At 40.8% G+C, this 16,389-nt stretch carries 11 protein-coding genes; 4 read left to right on the top strand and 7 right to left on the bottom strand.

What is annotated here, in order from left to right:
• The first annotated feature begins 179 nt into the window (after window positions 1–179).
• The gene (locus L6494_RS07150; protein ID WP_237993081.1) at window positions 180–5,108 is read left to right on the top strand and encodes a PAS domain S-box protein; all 4,929 of its coding nucleotides are present in this window, start codon (window positions 180–182) and stop codon (window positions 5,106–5,108) included.
• A 12-nt stretch (window positions 5,109–5,120) separates the two neighbouring features.
• On the top strand, window positions 5,121–6,200 hold the full coding sequence (locus tag L6494_RS07145) for a hybrid sensor histidine kinase/response regulator (RefSeq protein WP_237993078.1): 1,080 nt from the start codon (window positions 5,121–5,123) through the stop codon (window positions 6,198–6,200).
• Between the two features lie 7 nt (window positions 6,201–6,207).
• Here the strand turns inward: L6494_RS07145 and L6494_RS07140 are convergent, their stop codons facing one another.
• The 5 genes from L6494_RS07140 to L6494_RS07120 form a co-directional block, all read right to left on the bottom strand.
• Entirely contained in the window at window positions 6,208–6,858 is a 651-nt protein-coding gene (locus tag L6494_RS07140; protein ID WP_237993076.1) for an HAD-IA family hydrolase, read from the bottom strand.
• A 106-nt stretch (window positions 6,859–6,964) separates the two neighbouring features.
• Window positions 6,965–8,179, bottom strand: a complete 1,215-nt coding sequence (locus L6494_RS07135; RefSeq protein WP_237993074.1) for an NAD(P)/FAD-dependent oxidoreductase — start codon at window positions 8,177–8,179, stop codon at window positions 6,965–6,967.
• A 151-nt stretch (window positions 8,180–8,330) separates the two neighbouring features.
• Window positions 8,331–8,525 carry an RNA-binding S4 domain-containing protein gene (locus L6494_RS07130; protein ID WP_237993072.1) on the bottom strand — a complete coding sequence of 65 codons (195 nt, stop codon included), beginning with the start codon at window positions 8,523–8,525 and terminating at the stop codon, window positions 8,331–8,333.
• Between the two features lie 111 nt (window positions 8,526–8,636).
• Complete coding sequence (locus tag L6494_RS07125; protein WP_237993070.1) at window positions 8,637–8,882, bottom strand: ChaB family protein; 246 nt, start codon at window positions 8,880–8,882, stop codon at window positions 8,637–8,639.
• A 182-nt stretch (window positions 8,883–9,064) separates the two neighbouring features.
• Entirely contained in the window at window positions 9,065–10,693 is a 1,629-nt protein-coding gene (locus tag L6494_RS07120; protein ID WP_237993068.1) for a DUF655 domain-containing protein, read from the bottom strand.
• A gap of 229 nt (window positions 10,694–10,922) precedes the next feature.
• Between L6494_RS07120 and L6494_RS07115 the strand changes: the two genes are divergently transcribed.
• Complete coding sequence (locus L6494_RS07115) at window positions 10,923–12,092, top strand: cysteine desulfurase family protein (protein ID WP_237993066.1); 1,170 nt, start codon at window positions 10,923–10,925, stop codon at window positions 12,090–12,092.
• 91 nt (window positions 12,093–12,183) lie between these two features.
• Here the strand turns inward: L6494_RS07115 and L6494_RS07110 are convergent, their stop codons facing one another.
• Entirely contained in the window at window positions 12,184–13,494 is a 1,311-nt protein-coding gene (locus L6494_RS07110; protein ID WP_237993064.1) for an alkaline phosphatase PhoX, read from the bottom strand.
• 548 nt (window positions 13,495–14,042) lie between these two features.
• On the opposite strand from L6494_RS07110, the gene L6494_RS07105 reads away from it, so the two are divergent.
• Window positions 14,043–14,660, top strand: coding sequence for a PEP-CTERM sorting domain-containing protein (locus L6494_RS07105; RefSeq protein WP_237993062.1), 618 nt, complete (start codon window positions 14,043–14,045; stop codon window positions 14,658–14,660).
• Between the two features lie 134 nt (window positions 14,661–14,794).
• On the opposite strand, the gene L6494_RS07100 is transcribed toward L6494_RS07105, so the two are convergent.
• Window positions 14,795–16,249, bottom strand: a complete 1,455-nt coding sequence (locus L6494_RS07100) for a RecQ family ATP-dependent DNA helicase (RefSeq protein ID WP_237993060.1) — start codon at window positions 16,247–16,249, stop codon at window positions 14,795–14,797.
• Between the last annotated feature and the right edge of the window lie 140 nt (window positions 16,250–16,389).

The following is a 16,389-nucleotide window of genomic DNA, read 5'->3' as shown; positions in this document are numbered from 1 at the left end:
ACTGTGATTTCACCCACAATAAGATGTTATTCACTCTTAACTTATTTATCTTGTCCTGTCAGTATCTATTTGTATAAACTTAGACGTATAATATTAAATATCTACTTTCAAAAGATTTATTTTTTGCCAGTGAATGGCGATCTACTGAACAAGATTTTTACAAAAATATAGTTATATAAATGGATACTCAAATATTTGGTTTCGCTAATCATAATCAAGTGAATAACCCAGATGTTTTGCTGACAGATGCGATTATCCGTCATCCTTTAGTTGTTACTCCCAATACGCCTGCTATTGAAGCATTGATGTTGATGAATAACACAGAGAAAGGCGGCTCATTATCCCATAATTTGAATAATTCTTGGCTGAGGAAAATGGCTCAAGCTAGTTGTGTGTTAGTCATGCAAGATAAGCAACTAGTCGGTATCTGGACACAGCAAGATATAGTACGCTGTAATGCGGAAGGGCTTAACATGGCTGAGATGATTATGTCTGAAGTCATGAGTCATCCTGTAATTACCCTCAAGGAATCTGAGTTAAATAATTTCTCAGTACCGCTAAAACTATTTAGTCAGCATCGCCTGCGACATCTACCTATAGTTGATGATTGTAACCAAGTAGTTGGGTTACTTACCTACGAAACACTACTGAATGGGCTGAGTAATTCGCAACACTTTCAAGCCAAACAAGAGCAAGATTGTCAAGCGTGTATTGTCGCTCAGATAGAAGCTTCAGAAAAAAAATATCGCTCCCTAGCGGAGAATATGGCTGATGGGATGTACCTTCTCAGTCCTGATAGACAATTATTGTACTTAAATCCAGCGATCGCTAAAATTTCTGGTAGACCTTGTGAATATTTCTTCAGTAATTCACCAAATTCTTTGTTCAATTGCATTCATCCTGATGATCTAGAAAAGGTCATTTCTAGCTTCTATCCTGACAATGGAGAACTGAAAAATAACGAGATTATTTATCGGATTATCAAGCCGGATGGGTCAATTCACTACGTTTGCGATCGCGCTCATATTATTTATGATGCTGAAGGTAAAGTGGAAGCCTATCAGGGTATCGTCACAGATATTACCGCCGCTAAACAGGCAGAAGAAGCTCTACGAGATAGTGAACACCGCTACGCCACACTGACTACAAATGCTCCAGTAGGTATCTTTCACAGCGATTTGCAAGGAAATTATCAATATGTTAATCCTAAATGGGAAGAAATGTCCGGGTTGCCGATGGCAGAGGCACTAGGATTAAAGTGGTTACAGGCATTACATCCCGAAGATTGCGATCGCGTTGTGAGTCATTGGTGTGATGCAGTTGCCAAACAACAGCCCTTCTTGACAGAACACCGCTTCCAAAATCTAGGGAACAAAGTAATCTGGGTAATGGCACAAGCAATACCTGAAATCGATAGTACAGGAAACTGCACAGGCTATGTAGGTACGGTTACAGATATTAGCGATTACTACAACGAGCTGCGCTTACGCAAGCTGATAGAAGGTCGGTTAGAAATGCAAAACCGGATTTTATCGCAGATTGCGAAGGGTGAACCCTTAGTAGATATTCTTAATGCCCTGATTAAGTCTCTGGAACAGCAATTAGATGGGGCATTGTGTTCTATTCTGTTAGTCGATCAAGAAAATCGCCTGCATCCCTGTGCATCTCTGACCATCCCAGAAGAATACCTCATGATCTGCGATGATCTGATGATTGGCGAGGGAGTCGGCTCTTGTGGAACTGCGGCTTATCGTCAACAAGTGGTAATTTCGTCTGACATCACCAATGATCCCCTGTGGAAAGACTTTAAGGATTGCATCCTGGATTTTGGATTGCGGGCTTGTTGGTCTGCTCCTATTATCGCTAGTGATGGTTGTGTCCTGGGAATATTTGGCATATATTACCGTGAGGTAAAAACCCCCCTAGCCTACGATTTAGAAACTCTCACCCTTGCCGCCTATTTGGCTGGAATTGCAATGGAACGTGAGCGTGCGGTAATTGCTCTAGAAAAAAATGAGAGTTTTTTACGCGTCATTTACGAAGACGTTGAGCAAGCCATTTTTACTGTAGAAATTGATAGCCAAGGCAAATATCATTATGGTGGCTGGAATCCTGTCGCCGAACGTTTTTGTGGCATCAGTGGAGCAGAAGCAAAGGGTAAAACCCCCAAAGAATTGTTTGGTGAATTTGCGGGGACATTACTCTGTCAACAATACGATGCTTGTGTCGAGTCAGGAAAGCTTGTTTCCTTTGAAGAGAATTTCACTAACTCCCATACAAATGGCAGCTATTGGGTACTGGTAACGCTTAAACCATTGCTCGATGAAACCGGACAAGTCTATCGCCTCATCGGTACTGGGGCTGACATCTCTGGACGCAAACGTGCAGAAGAATCTTTAAAAACATTGGTTGAAGGTACAGCAGCCGTAACAGGGACAGAATTTTTCTCGGCTCTAGCTTGTTATACCGCAAAAGCCCTTGATGTGCCCTATGTATTAGTTACAGAACGTATTGGGGACTGCTTAAAAACCCTGGGATTCTTTGCCAATAATCAATTGCAACCCCAAATTACCTATAAAATTGCTCAAACTCCTTGTCAAAGGGCATTGGCAGAAGGCATATTTTACTGTGAATGCAACGTTGTCGAGGAATTTCCAGCAGATCCGGATCTGACTATCATGGAAGCAGAATGCTACTTAGGTGTAGCTCTGCGGGATAATAATGGTATAGCTATAGGCAACCTCTGTATTCTCAATACGCGCCCTCTAGAAGAAGTAGAACGCATGAAAGCAACTTTGCGTGTGTTTGCATCTCGCGCAAGTGCAGAACTAGAACGCAAACGAGCTACAGAAGCTTTAGAACAACTCAATGAAAAACTAGAAGTAAAGATTACACAACGGACGGCAGCATTGCAAGAGAGTGAAGCTCGGTTTCGTGCCACCTTTGAGCAAGCGAATGTGGGTATAGTCGAAGTTGATATCCAAGGCAAATTCATCCGCATTAATCAAAAATTTGCAGATATTGTTGGTTATTCAGAAGCAGAACTCCTGGGTAGATCCTTTATGGATATTACCCATCCAGAAGATATAACTGCTGATTGTCTTAAGATGGAGTCTCTTCTAGCTAGCGAAATTCAGACATTTGCAATGGAGAAACGTTATCTACATCAACAAGGAAGACTTGTTTGGGTATATCTGACTGTTTCCTTTGTGCGATCGCTCGCTGGTGAACCACAGTATATGATTGGTGTAATTCAAGATATTAGCGATCGCAAACGCGCCGAGGAAATACTGCAAAAACAAGCACAGCGCGAAAGACTGCTGAGAAACATCACTCAACATATCCGACAATCCCTTGATTTGAAGTCAATTCTCTCATCAGCAGTTAACGAAATTAGACAAACTTTTCAGGCGGATCGCGTCTTGATTTTTCATCTCGTCACCAATGGTTCTGGGGTAGTGCTGGAAGAATCTGTTGCCCCAGAATATCCAATCATAGAATGTACGTTACGGAAAGATGATTGCTTCCCTGAACAATGTTATGAATTTTATCGCGAAGGTAATGTCCGCATCGTCACAGATACTGAAAATGAAGATTGGGGTGATTGTCTGGTGGAATTCATGCAACAAACACAGGCTAAATCCAAAATTATCGCCCCGATTATTCAAAAAGTAGAAAATCAACCTCCCAGAGTCTGGGGATTAATTAGCATTCACGCCTGTGCTACACAGCGTCAATGGCAACCCGATGAAACTGACTTACTCCAGCAAATTGCTAGTCAGTTATCCGTAGCTATTCAGCAAGCAGACCTCTATCAACAAGTGCAAACCGAACTGAGCGATCGCAAACGTGCAGAGGTAGCATTGTCAATGTTGAATGAGCAACTCCTTTATGTAAATACAGAGTTATCCCGTGCTACTCGCCTCAAAGATGAATTCCTCGCCAGTATGAGTCATGAACTTCGCACACCCCTAAACGCCATTTTGGGAATGTCTGAAGGCTTGCTAGAAGGCGTATTTGGTCAAATTACAGAACGTCAACAACGCGCTTTATCTACTATTGAACGTAGCGGTAAACACCTGCTAGAACTAATTAACGACATCCTCGATTTAGCCAAAATCGAAGCTGGTAAACTCGAACTACAAATTGCTCCCATTGCCATTTGTTATCTGTGTGAGTCTAGTTTGTCCTTTGTCAAGCAACTAGCACATCAAAAGCAAATTCAAATCAGATTAAATATTCAAGCTACTATTAGACAGATTGCTGTCGATGAACGCCGGATCAGGCAAATTTTAATTAACCTGCTGAATAATGCTGTGAAATTTACCCCAGAAGGGGGGTCTATTATCTTAGCAGTGAGACGAGAAAGAATTGAAAACTATCCCACTCCAGGAAATACTCCCGGCTCGAAAACGCAATGCTCAGACTGGGTTAGCTTTTCAGTCATTGATACAGGTATTGGTATTGCTCCCGAAGATATGGGAAAATTATTCCAATCCTTTGTGCAGATCGATAGTCGCTTAAATCGACAGTATACTGGCACTGGTTTAGGGCTGGCTTTAGTACGGCAAATAGCAGAGTTGCACGGTGGACACGTAACTGTCAGTAGTGAGATAGGTAAAGGTAGTTGCTTTACTGTGCGTTTACCTTACGTAGTCCAAAAATTAACTTTGCCTACACCCACAGCAGATGTACAATTAGGTTTAACAAGTTTATCAACTATTCAATCGGTAGTTTCAGCATCGCCCTTAATTCTTTTAGCCGAAGATAATCAGGCAAATATTGAAACCATTTCTAGTTATCTTGAAAGTAGAGGGTATAGAGTAATACTAGCGGACAATGGACAAACTGCCATTAACTTGGCCATATCCCAAAATCCTAGTTTGATTTTGATGGATATTCAAATGCCAGAGATCAATGGTTTAGAAGCTATTCGCCGCATTCGGGAACATGGGGAATTAGCCAATGTTCCCATAATTGCATTAACAGCATTAGCCATGCCTGGCGATCGCGAAAAATGTCTCCAAGCAGGGGCAAATGATTATGTCAATAAACCAGTCAAGCTTAGAGAGCTTACAAGTATAATTCAAAACTTGTTAGAAAAGTAATATATATAGTAAATGGATAAACAGCCTTGCATTCTAGTCGTTGACGATGAACCAGATAACTTTGATGTAATTGAAACCCTACTGTTTCGGGAGGGTTATGATTTAAACTATGCAGCTAACGGTCAGCGAGCAATAGAACGGCTAAAAATTATACAGCCAGATGTAATTTTATTAGATGTAATGATGCCCGATTTGGATGGTATCGAAGTATGCAAACGCATCAAATCCAATTCTCAATGGCAGCATATTCCGATCATTATGGTTACAGCTTTGACGGCAAAAGAAGACTTGGTGCGGTGTATGTCCGCCGGTGCAGATGACTTTATCAGTAAACCTGTGAATGGTTTAGAGTTACGTGCTAGGGTTAACTCAATGCTGCGGATTAAGCAACAGCATGACAAATTACAAACATTACTACAGCTCAGGGAAGACATGGTGAAGATGGTCTTGCATGATATGCGTAATCCCCTGACATCTATTTTACTAGCCACCGAAATCTTACAATTACCTGATTTTCCGATTCACAAGCAGCAAAACAAAATTGATCAGATCATTGCTTCCGTGCAACATCTGCAATCTTTAATTGATGATTTATTGCTAATGGCCAAGTTAGAATCTGGCAAAATGATGCTAAATTTTGGAGAGATAGACTTAAATCAGCTATGTTTATCAGTATTAAATAATTTTGCAGCGATCGCATCTCAAAAGCATATTCAACTCATCAGTCATCTATTCCCACTTGATCTTTATATCAACTTAGATGCTTTAATATTTCGTAGAGTTATAGATAACCTGTTATCCAATGCTATCAAGTTCTCACCAAAAAACAGTCAAGTTATTCTGCGAACTGATAATTTAGGTGCAGAGGGTGTGATAGTTCAGATTACTGATTCAGGTTCAGGGGTCAGTGAAAACCTCAAACAGGTAATTTTTGAGAAATATGAAGTGGGAACACTAATGCCAGAAGTTTCACAACTGGGGTTAGGATTAGCATTTTGCAAAATGGTAGTAGAAGCCCACGGGGGCAAAATAAACGTCGAAAATAACCAACCCAAGGGGGCGGTATTTACAGTCTTTCTGCCCAAGGTATAAGCTATTGTTAACCTTCTTCCCGATTAATCCAAATCCCTCTTAGTCCAGCCGCTTTTGATCCTTGATAATCTTCTACAATACTGTCACCAATATGCCATGCTGAAGCAGGGGAACAATCGTGTTTTTCTAAAGCAGCTGCAAAAATTTTGGGGTTGGGTTTGGCTGCACCTACTTGGGTAGAAATGGTTACAGACGTGAAGAAATGACTCAATTCTAAAGCTTGCAAGACCGAGTAAATCCGGGAATCGAAGTTAGACAACACACCTAATTCAATTCCTAAATGTTTCCAATTGCTAAGAGATTGTAAAACATCAGGATAAATAAACCACGGTTCGGCAGTACCAAAGTGAATGTAAAGTTCTCCAAAAAAATTAGAGAAGTCAGCAAATTGATTGATGATACCTGCACTTTCAAAGGTGTTTAAAGCAATAGTTCGCCACCACTCAAATTCTCTTTGGGGAATATCTTCTAATTCTGCATCAGGAAATATTGGTGGTGGTGCAGCTTTAAAGCTTTCCATAAATGCTTTATCTAAAATTTCTGCGGAAGCCTCCACACCAAACTCTAGGGCTAACTGACTATAAACTTTACCGACGCTGCCTTTGACACCAAAGAGTGTACCCACCGCATCTAAAAAAATAACTTTGGGTCTTTCCATTAAACTTGCTGACAATGATGAATTTTAATTTGGTTAGGGGAAATACTCAGTGCTGAATGTTGACTGTTGATTGATGATTGTTGACTCACCACTCAGCACTCAGCACTCACCACTTTTCATTATCCGCCACAGAAGAAAGTGTTTCTATAATAGGACGGACTAACCAATTAAAACCGACTTTTAGCTGATGATCAAATGTTGGCATTCTGTATAAGTAAGCCAAACGACGGGCAATAGATGCTAAAGAACCATCTAACTTAATTCCTAACCCTGCTAAAGTGGCATTATCTTTGCCTAGTGCCATCATTTCCCCTAACTGTTGATAGCGGAAAGGTAGCAAGGGGCGGTTTGTCAAAGAAGCCCAGATGTTCCAAGCTGTATAGTCTGCTTGTTGAAAAGCTGCTTGGGCTGTGGCGGGAATTTGTTGACCATTCGCGTCGAGACAGTCGGCTAAGTCTCCCAAAGCAAAAATTTCTGGATGGTCAAGGACTTGTAATGTGGTGTTAGTCGTGATTTGCCCACGCTGATTTTGTTTGAAAGGTAGGGCTTTGACTACAGGTGCAACCCGTGTACCCACAGTCCAAATCACAATATCTACAGGGATTGTATCTACTTGACTTTTATATTCTAGGGAGATGGTATCTTGGGTAATTGATTCAATTTTGGTGTCTAAATCGAGAAACACACCCCTCGCCTCTAAAGCTTTCTTGGCGGCTTCGCGGTTAAATTCTGGGGAAGTTCTTAAAATTTGGTCGCCAATTTCAATTAAGCGAAAACGCCCTCTTTCTCCTAGCCTATCTGCCAATTTACAAGCTAATTCCACCCCACTGTAGCCACCGCCAACAATAGCTACTCTAATTTTCTCAGCATCCGATTCTTCTAGAACTCGTAGCCGTTCTTCGAGGCGATAAGCATCATTGATAGTGCGGAAGGGATAAGCGTAGGATGTCGCACCGGGAACTAAATCTAGGGGTGTTTCTCCACCTAGGGCTAATACTAAGCGATCATAGGTAATTTCTGGGCCATTTTGTAAGTGTACCCGTTGTTGGTCAATGTCAATTCCAGAGGCGACTGCTTGATAAAAACGTATACCTGTGCCTTGTAAAAGTTCTTCAAAGGGAGGGGCAATTTCCCAAGTTTGCAGTTCTCCAGTGAGTAATTCGTACAATAAAGGGGAAAATAGGAAGCGATCGCTTTGGTCGATGAGTACAATTTCTGGTTTTTGTTCAGATTCCCAAGGTAATTGACTTAAACGCAAAGCTGTGTAGAGACCACCAAAGCCTCCACCAAGGATCACAATTCTCATACTCTTTTCAGTCATGGTTTCTACGGGATATCCATCCCAGCAAGGCAACTAACTCTCAGTGTAATGATTTATCTCGGTCTGTGACCATCAACCAGAAATCTCTAAGTTGGGTGATAGCGATCGCCTAATTTGCTTTAAAAATAAAAGAAGCTGCCTAACGTCAACGCTATTCTTGAATTATCTCCTCAACCTTAAAAGTTTTTCCGGCTACTGTTACTTGGTCTGCTGATACTAATTTCCGTCCTCGCCGGGTTTCAATCATGCCATTGACTTTGACATTACCATCATTGATCATGAGTTTGGCTTGACCTCCTGTTGAGGCTATACCTATAAATTTAAGAAACTGGTCGAGTTTAATCATGTGAGAGTTTAAAAATAGCGACTAACTTTAAATTTTACCGAAGCGATCGCCATATTTATCAAGGCAGTTTGTATAATTTACAACCTACCTTGATTTTAATGTTGACCTGAACTAATTACCGCCAGACATCACAGCTTTGTTATGTATTGCTGGGTCTTCTGGTTTTCTATGCCATTGGCGATCGCTACCTTGTTCATATCCATTTTTTACACTATTCCAAGCCACATTACTAGCCCCTTCCTCGCTCATACCATCTGTTTGGGCTGCATTAAATGCCGCCATAAAAATTTGTTGGGCGTGTTCTGGTAATTGTTCTCTAATTTCTTGGGGTAATTCGTCTCTTTTTTCGTAAGTCATAAACCCACTCCGATCAATGTAACTTGGGTTTATGCTAAATATTTTGTCGGTCAAGTTTCCTCTTTCTGTAAGCATAGATAGAAAATTACTATACTTTTGGCTGATGCAAATAGGTTTGTAGAGAGGAATTTAGTTCTCTTTATAATATTAAGGACTGAAGTCCTTACTACGAACTAAAATTTTTATAACTCAATATAACCTTGCCAATTAGTTACCATTCTATTACTTATGCCGGGAACTTTTTCTAAATCTTCTAATGATGTGAATTTCTTTTGTTGACGGGCAATGATAATTTTTTCGGCTAACTTTTTACCAACCCCTGGTAGATTTGTTAATTCTTCTAAACTAGCTGTATTAACGTTTACTAATTTACTTAGTTTATCAATACTTGAATTTGGGCTTAAAATCTGAGGACATTGTTTTTGTTCTAATTGAATTTTGGCTTGGATATTTTCTGGCACACCAATTTTAGCTTTAGTGTAAAGACGTGCAAATTCCCGCACATAATGAGCAGCAATGGTAGGATTTTCAATTATGATTAACGTTTCATCATTAGCATGATTAGCTGCATTTGACCAGTTATGAGAACCTGCAATTACTGTTTGTTGATCAACTACCGCAAACTTATGATGTAATAAATCCCCTTTAGGTAATATAGGTACACCAACAGTAGTAATAGGATTTTTCCAAGGCTTGTTATCTAATTCATATTTACATTTATCACTTAAAGCTACCCCCATCATATCTAGGGCTTCGCTGTAAGGACGATAGGCGAATTGTCTATCAATTAAAGCCCGAATCGATACATTTTCTTGATGACGAGTTTCTAAAATATTGGCAAGTCGTTGTTCAGAAAAGACAAATAACGCCATATCAACAGATTTAGTAGCTGAATTTAAGGTTTCACCAATTAAACCATTACTGGTACTACTCCAAGGTTGACTAGGTGAAGTAGGTGAAAAATGTACCGTAATTTTGTTGTCGCCTAATATAATTGTTTTAGGAGAACGGACAGGTTTCTTTAAACCAAATTTACTATCTGGTTTACCTCCTGCACCATCACCCCACATAAGATTAAACTCTTCTGTCAATAAAGTGGCTATCTCTGGGCTATCAATTTCTAAGAAGTTATTAGGATTACCTAAGCTGGTGGGATTAGTGAAATCTCCATGAATATCACTCAAGGTAAAATTAGCTGAAGTAATAATCACGATCCGATTATCTACAATAACAAACTTATGGTGCATCAAGTTACTACCTGCTGAACCATCTGCTTTGTCATCTATCCACGGGATTTTGGTATTTTGTAAAATGCTCAAAGCATCTCTTTGGTTAATTTCTTCCTGGCTAAGTTGATTATCTTGGTTTTGGTCTACAAATTTAAAATATTCTAGATATCTGTCTTTTTCTCTGAGAGGTAATTTCTTGACTTCCTCAGCAGTAAAACTACTCCAGGGACGGCTATAATTATTTTCTAAAATCACCCTGACTTTAACCCCAGCTTTTTGTTTATCGCTTAAAGCTTGGGCAATTCCCGGTAAACGTAATTCTTGTACTGCTACATCTATAGTAGATTTAGCTTGGGAAATAGCATCAATAATCTGCTGTTCTAAGTTATCTCCCAATCGATTTTGCTGACGGTAAGGTTCTCGATATTCAGCAGACTCAGACTGATTAAAGTAAACTTTCACAAATGGGTCTTGTGGGAGAGCAGGCAGACGGGTATTCTGAGACTGGACTCTTTGACAAGATGCGATCGCCAATAACAAACACAAGACCGAAAATTTCTGGAGTGTAGGTAAAATCTGCACGGTAATCGGCTAAAAGTGGATTGGGAGTGAACATATTTATCATTCCCCAAATTACCTATCCCATAAAAATCTATCCGGCGAGGCGTAATCAATCATTTTTTTAAGGTTTCAGCAATATACTAAACTCTACTGAGTGCTGTTAGCGTAGCGGGGTGTTAGTCCATCGGTTTTTTAACTCATTACTCATCACTCATTACTCAGCACTCAGCACTCATTACTCATTATTGATATGCAAATATATCTAGATTACAGTGCTACTACCCCCACACGCCCAGAAGCGATCGCAGCGATGCAAGCCGCACTCACCCAACAATGGGGAAATCCTTCTAGCCTACATGAGTGGGGACAACGGGCAGCAACTATTGTAGAACAAGCTAGGGTACAAGTAGCTGGTTTAGTTAATGCCGCTAATCCCGATGCGATTGTGTTTACCTCCGGGGGTACGGAAGCTGATAATCTAGCAATTATGGGAGTGGCTAGGCTGTCCGCAGTTCCACAACACATGATTATTTCCAGCGTGGAACACTCAGCAATTACTGAACCAGCCAATTTACTAGAAAAGTGGGGTTGGGAAGTCACCCGTTTGGGAGTAGATAAAAAAGGTAGAGTCAATCCCCAAGACTTAAAAGCCGCCTTGCGACATAACACGGTTTTAGTTTCAGTGATTTACGGACAAAGTGAAATTGGTACAGTCCAACCAATTGCAGAATTAAGCAAGATAGTCCAACAACATGGGGCTTTATTCCACACCGATGCAGTCCAAGCCGCAGGACGTTTACCTATAGATGTACAGCAGCTACCTGTAGATTTATTGAGCTTGTCTAGTCATAAATTATATGGTTCACAGGGTGCAGGGGCTTTATATATCCGTCCTGGCGTGGAGTTGATACCCTTACTCGGTGGTGGTGGACAAGAGAGGGGTTGGCGTTCTGGTACACAAGCATTACCCGCGATCGCAGGCTTTGGAATCGCCGCCGAACTCGCAGCACAAGAACTAGCCACAGAAACACCACGTTTAATTAAATTACGCGATCGCTTATTTTCTTTGTTAGCCGATGTTCCCGGTTTAATCCCCACCGGCGATTTAGAACATCGTTTACCCCACCACGTTAGTTTCTGTCTAGAATCCTCCGACGGTGAAAAACTTAGCGGTAAAACCCTAGTCCGCCAACTTAACTTAGCCGGTATTGGTATTAGTGCAGGTTCAGCTTGTCACAGTGGTAAACTTAGCCCCAGCCCCATATTGTTAGCAATGGGTTATCCAGAAAAAGCCGCTTTTGGAGGAATCCGCCTCACCCTGGGACGTGATACCACCCAAGCTGATATCGATTGGACAGCGATGGTATTAAAGCAAGTTTTAGAAAGACTTGTCCCGAAGTTATCTTTAGCTACGGGTTAACTCAATTGACTCAGTAATGAACGAAGAATCACCGCACTTTTAGGGCGGTGAGTGTCAAATCTTAGTTTAGGCAAGTTTTTCAATACTATTTTTAGCCCCTTTTACTACTCCAAGGACCCCAAATTGCGAAAATAATACCGGGGCTTTGGATGTTGACAAACATCGTCTTACCATCGGGAGAGAAGCAAGCTCCACACAATTCGCTACTATTCAAGGCGTTACGTGCAAAATTATAGAGTTCACCTTGGGGTGTTACACCTCTTAAGTAATTTTCACCACCCCCATCTTCGCAAAGGATGAGATCACCAAAAGGTGCTACAACAATGTTATCAGGAGCTTCAAGATCATCTCTAGATGGAGACTCTACAAACAGGTCAATTGTCTCATCTCTGGGAATGTACCGCCAGACCTGACCACCACTATTTGCGCCACCATTAGTAGCACAGAAGTAAATCTCACCGTTGCCATACCAAATGCCTTCTCCACGGGAAAACTGAGCTGCACCCGCGTTAAAACCTTCTGCTCGGACATTATCTGTAGCTGGGTCAGGGTTAAGAATTTCCACCCACTCTACAGCAAATTTCTGTCCTATTGGGTATAGTCCGCTATTAGCACCTCTATTATTAGTGATGCTTTGAGGTCTACCTTTGATGACTAGAGCTTCGAGCTTACCACCCTCTGCTAGCTTGCCAGGTACGTTAGGAATAAAGCGGTAGAAGAGACTATCTCCTCTATCTTCAGTCTGATAGACATATCCAGTTGCAGGGTCTACAGCCACAGCTTCATGATTAAAGCGTCCCATAGCAATTAGAGGTACTGGCTCTACAGGCTGAGTAGCACTAGCTGGCACCTCAAAGTTATAACCGTGGTATCTTGTAGACCCATCAGGGCTACCAGGTACGCTGACATTTTCTTCACAAGTAATCCATGAACCCCAAGGAGTTGGACCACCTGCACAGTTACGAATAGTTCCACCGAGAGAGGCAAACTGTTTGATTAGTTGACGATTAGGCCCTACAACCAGGGTAGTAGTACCACCTCTGCTAACGGGATCGTAGCGATTCGGCACTCTTACTTCTGTACCAGAAGTGTTGCTTAGTTCATGGTTGCAAATCAGAATTGTTGTGTTTCTACCTCCAGGGAAAGCCGCCATACCATCGTGAGTACCAGGAACTGGATTGCCATCGGCCATGAGGTCGCCAGTACGAGATAAAATTCGATACTGAAATCCTTCGGGTAACTCTAACAAACCATTGGGGTCTGGTAAAAGCGACCCATATCCTCTGCCAATTCTTTGACCAAAGGCTTTTCTGGCAACAAGTGCTTCCAAAGGAGATACAGCTAAAGTGCCAGCCGCACTAGCACCCGCTAATGTGAAGAATTTGCGTCTTGATAATTGCATAAAGATTTTTTGGTTACATAAAAATGCCAGTTAAAAGTTAATTTGTTTTGATTAAGGTTGGATAATGATTCGTTTAAATAATAGGTTGCAAATAGAAAATAAGCTTTTAAAATTTAGTAATTATTTTATTTAATCTTGTGATATTACTCTAACGATTTTTGGTTAAAGACAGGTAAAGAGAAATTTAATTTAGCTATAAATTCCTGTCTAAATTTAGAAGTATTTTTTGCATTTTTTTTTGGAAAATTTAAATATAAAAATGTGAGTATATTGGATCTAATGGTAGAATTTCCGCAAAGGTGTTTTAGGGATTAACTATTCCAAACAAGACCAATTGTTATCACATATTTCCAGATAAAAGAGCATCTGGTTATTATCAGCAGAGCCTATTATTCATCGACTTTGCTAGGTTTCACGTGTCTAGTTAGAGGCATTAATCCACTTTGTATAGTTCACCTTTTGCCGAAAGATTAGTATTTTTTGGTCAATATTAACAAAAAATACTGATAATTCAAACAACATCATAATTTACTACTACTATCAAGCAAATGAAACCCACTTGTAACCAAATCACAGCGAAAATAGCCGTTGTTGCTGTCACCTCAATGGCTACTTTAATTAATGTTTCTAGTGCCAATGCAGCTAATTTTGAGCTTGATTGGCAAGGAGACCAAGGTTATACAGCAACAGGAAAGTTCAGCTATAACGATATTTTTGATGGAACTATTGTCACCAGAGATCAGCTAAATAGATTTGCTATTTCCTTCTTTAGCCCCGATGGAAATTTGTTGCAAGCATTCAATTATAGTTTTCCTAATCCTGCTGATACTACTTTCAATTTCAACTTTGATACAGTTACAAAAACTGTGCTGCAAACTGGCAACTATGACGCAGCTAACGGCTTTGATTTAGGCATCGACTTTAACACCGTAGTAACAGGGTTAGATTTCTATACTTATCTCAATCCAGCTGAAGGACTACAAACAGCGAGGATTTTCCTGAAAGATGACCTATCCCCAGAAGTGTGCAGTACATTTCCAAACTGTAGATTGGATAATGGTGGTCAGTTAACAGCAACCATGATTCCTGAACCTGGCACAATTTTAGGTTTGTTGGTAGTTGGTTCTTTGGGCGGATTCTTAAAGAAAAAGCCAGCATCTACCTAAGCAGTAACTCTGAATAGTCGAAGCTAGCCTGATTAGAACTGTATATACACTAATTTATACACAAAGCCTACATTTGCAGGTTTTGTGTATAAATTTTCATGTAATTCTGTAGTTTTTTGACCTGTAACCTAAGTTTATTGAAAGTATTTTCGACAATTATCACAGTGTCCACAGTGCCAGTTATTGGCTTCCTCGCCAAAACCGAAGGCATTTAACAAAAACTGCCAACGGCACTGTTTAGTAGTTAAGTATTGAGTCATTTGCTGGGAAGCCTGCAATTGTGTTGATGACTGTTTTTTTACCTTGTGTTCTATTTTGTAATTGAAAGGATCAAGCCAGCTTAATTGTCCACCACTATGCAGTAAAGCTAAAGCGATCGCACTATCGGGAAATTGTTTAGTTATAGCGTTAACTTCTCCCTGTTGTGGTAGTTTTTTGATTAACTGCTGGGCTTTTTGCTGCTGCGATCGCATTTGTTCTTGAAAAAACTGTTGTCTTTGTTTATCATCTGGATCTAGCCACCCTGTAGGCTCACTCACTAATGTCAAAGCCTCAGCCGGTTTACCATCCCTTCCCGCACGTCCAATTTCCTGCACATATTCAGACAACAGGTGCGGCGCGTGATAGTGAATAACCCAGCGCACATCAGGTTTATTTATCCCCATCCCAAAGGCGCAGGTACACACCACAAAGGGAATCTTACCACCCAACCAACTAGCTTCAACAGCCCGGCGTTCTGTTGCACCCAAACCTGCATGATAGCTAGCGGTTTTATAACCCATCTCTGCTAACCAAGCAGCTAGATTTTCACTATCTCGCCTGGTGCGGACATAAATTAATCCAGCTTGTTGTGGTCGATTTTGAATAAATTTGACTAATTGCTGTTTTCTCCCCCTTGGTGTCCAAGCAATGCGGACGGTGGGATGCAAATTAGGACGGTAGGGATTGAGGCGAAAAATCTCAGGTTGCTGTAATTGTAAAACTGTTTGGATAGTTTTTTGCGCTAAGGGGTCAGCCGTAGCGGTAAATGCAGCAATGCTAATTTTAGTTCCTGGTGGCTTATGTTTGAGTAATGCAGGTCTAACAGCCCCTAATCTGCGGTAAGCTGGGCGAAAAGTTTCACCCCACTGCACCAGACAATGTGCTTCATCTAAGATTAAGCCATTAATTTGCAATTGTGGCTGACATAAGCGTTCCCAAACTGGGGGACTTAATAAAGTTTCTGGTGATAAATACAGTAATCTTAGCTGTTGTCTGTCTAATGCTTGCAAAGTTGCACGTCGTTGAAATGATGGTAATTCACTATGCAACAATGCGGCTTTTTGCTGACTTTGAAGAAGTTCCTGTACTTGATTTTCCATGAGGGCTACTAATGGAGAAACAACCAAAGTCAACCCTGTTTGTAGCAGTGCAGGTAGTTGAAAACAAATTGATTTTCCGCCCCCTGTGGGCATGATTATGAGTGCATCTTTTTGTGATAATAAACTGTTGACGATTTCTCCCTGTGGCGGACGAAAATCTTCATAACCCCAGATTTTTTGAAAAGCAGCCCGAACTTCTTCCCAGGATTTCGTTTTGTGAGGATTCATTGCACAGTAGTAGATACCCGTAACTTTGAATGTACACTCCACTACCAAGATATTGCTTCAGTAATTTTCGCAGATGTTTGTTTAGAAGTGATTTACCCGGATTTTTCACCAATTATTGCCACCTCAGTCCAGAGTCCGTA

It is taken from the genome of Nostoc sp. UHCC 0870, assembly GCF_022063185.1.
In the GTDB taxonomy this organism is placed as follows: Bacteria; Cyanobacteriota; Cyanobacteriia; order Cyanobacteriales; family Nostocaceae; genus Trichormus.
Note: the sequence above shows the minus strand (reverse complement) of the source record. Positions and strands in the feature narration are given on the sequence as shown.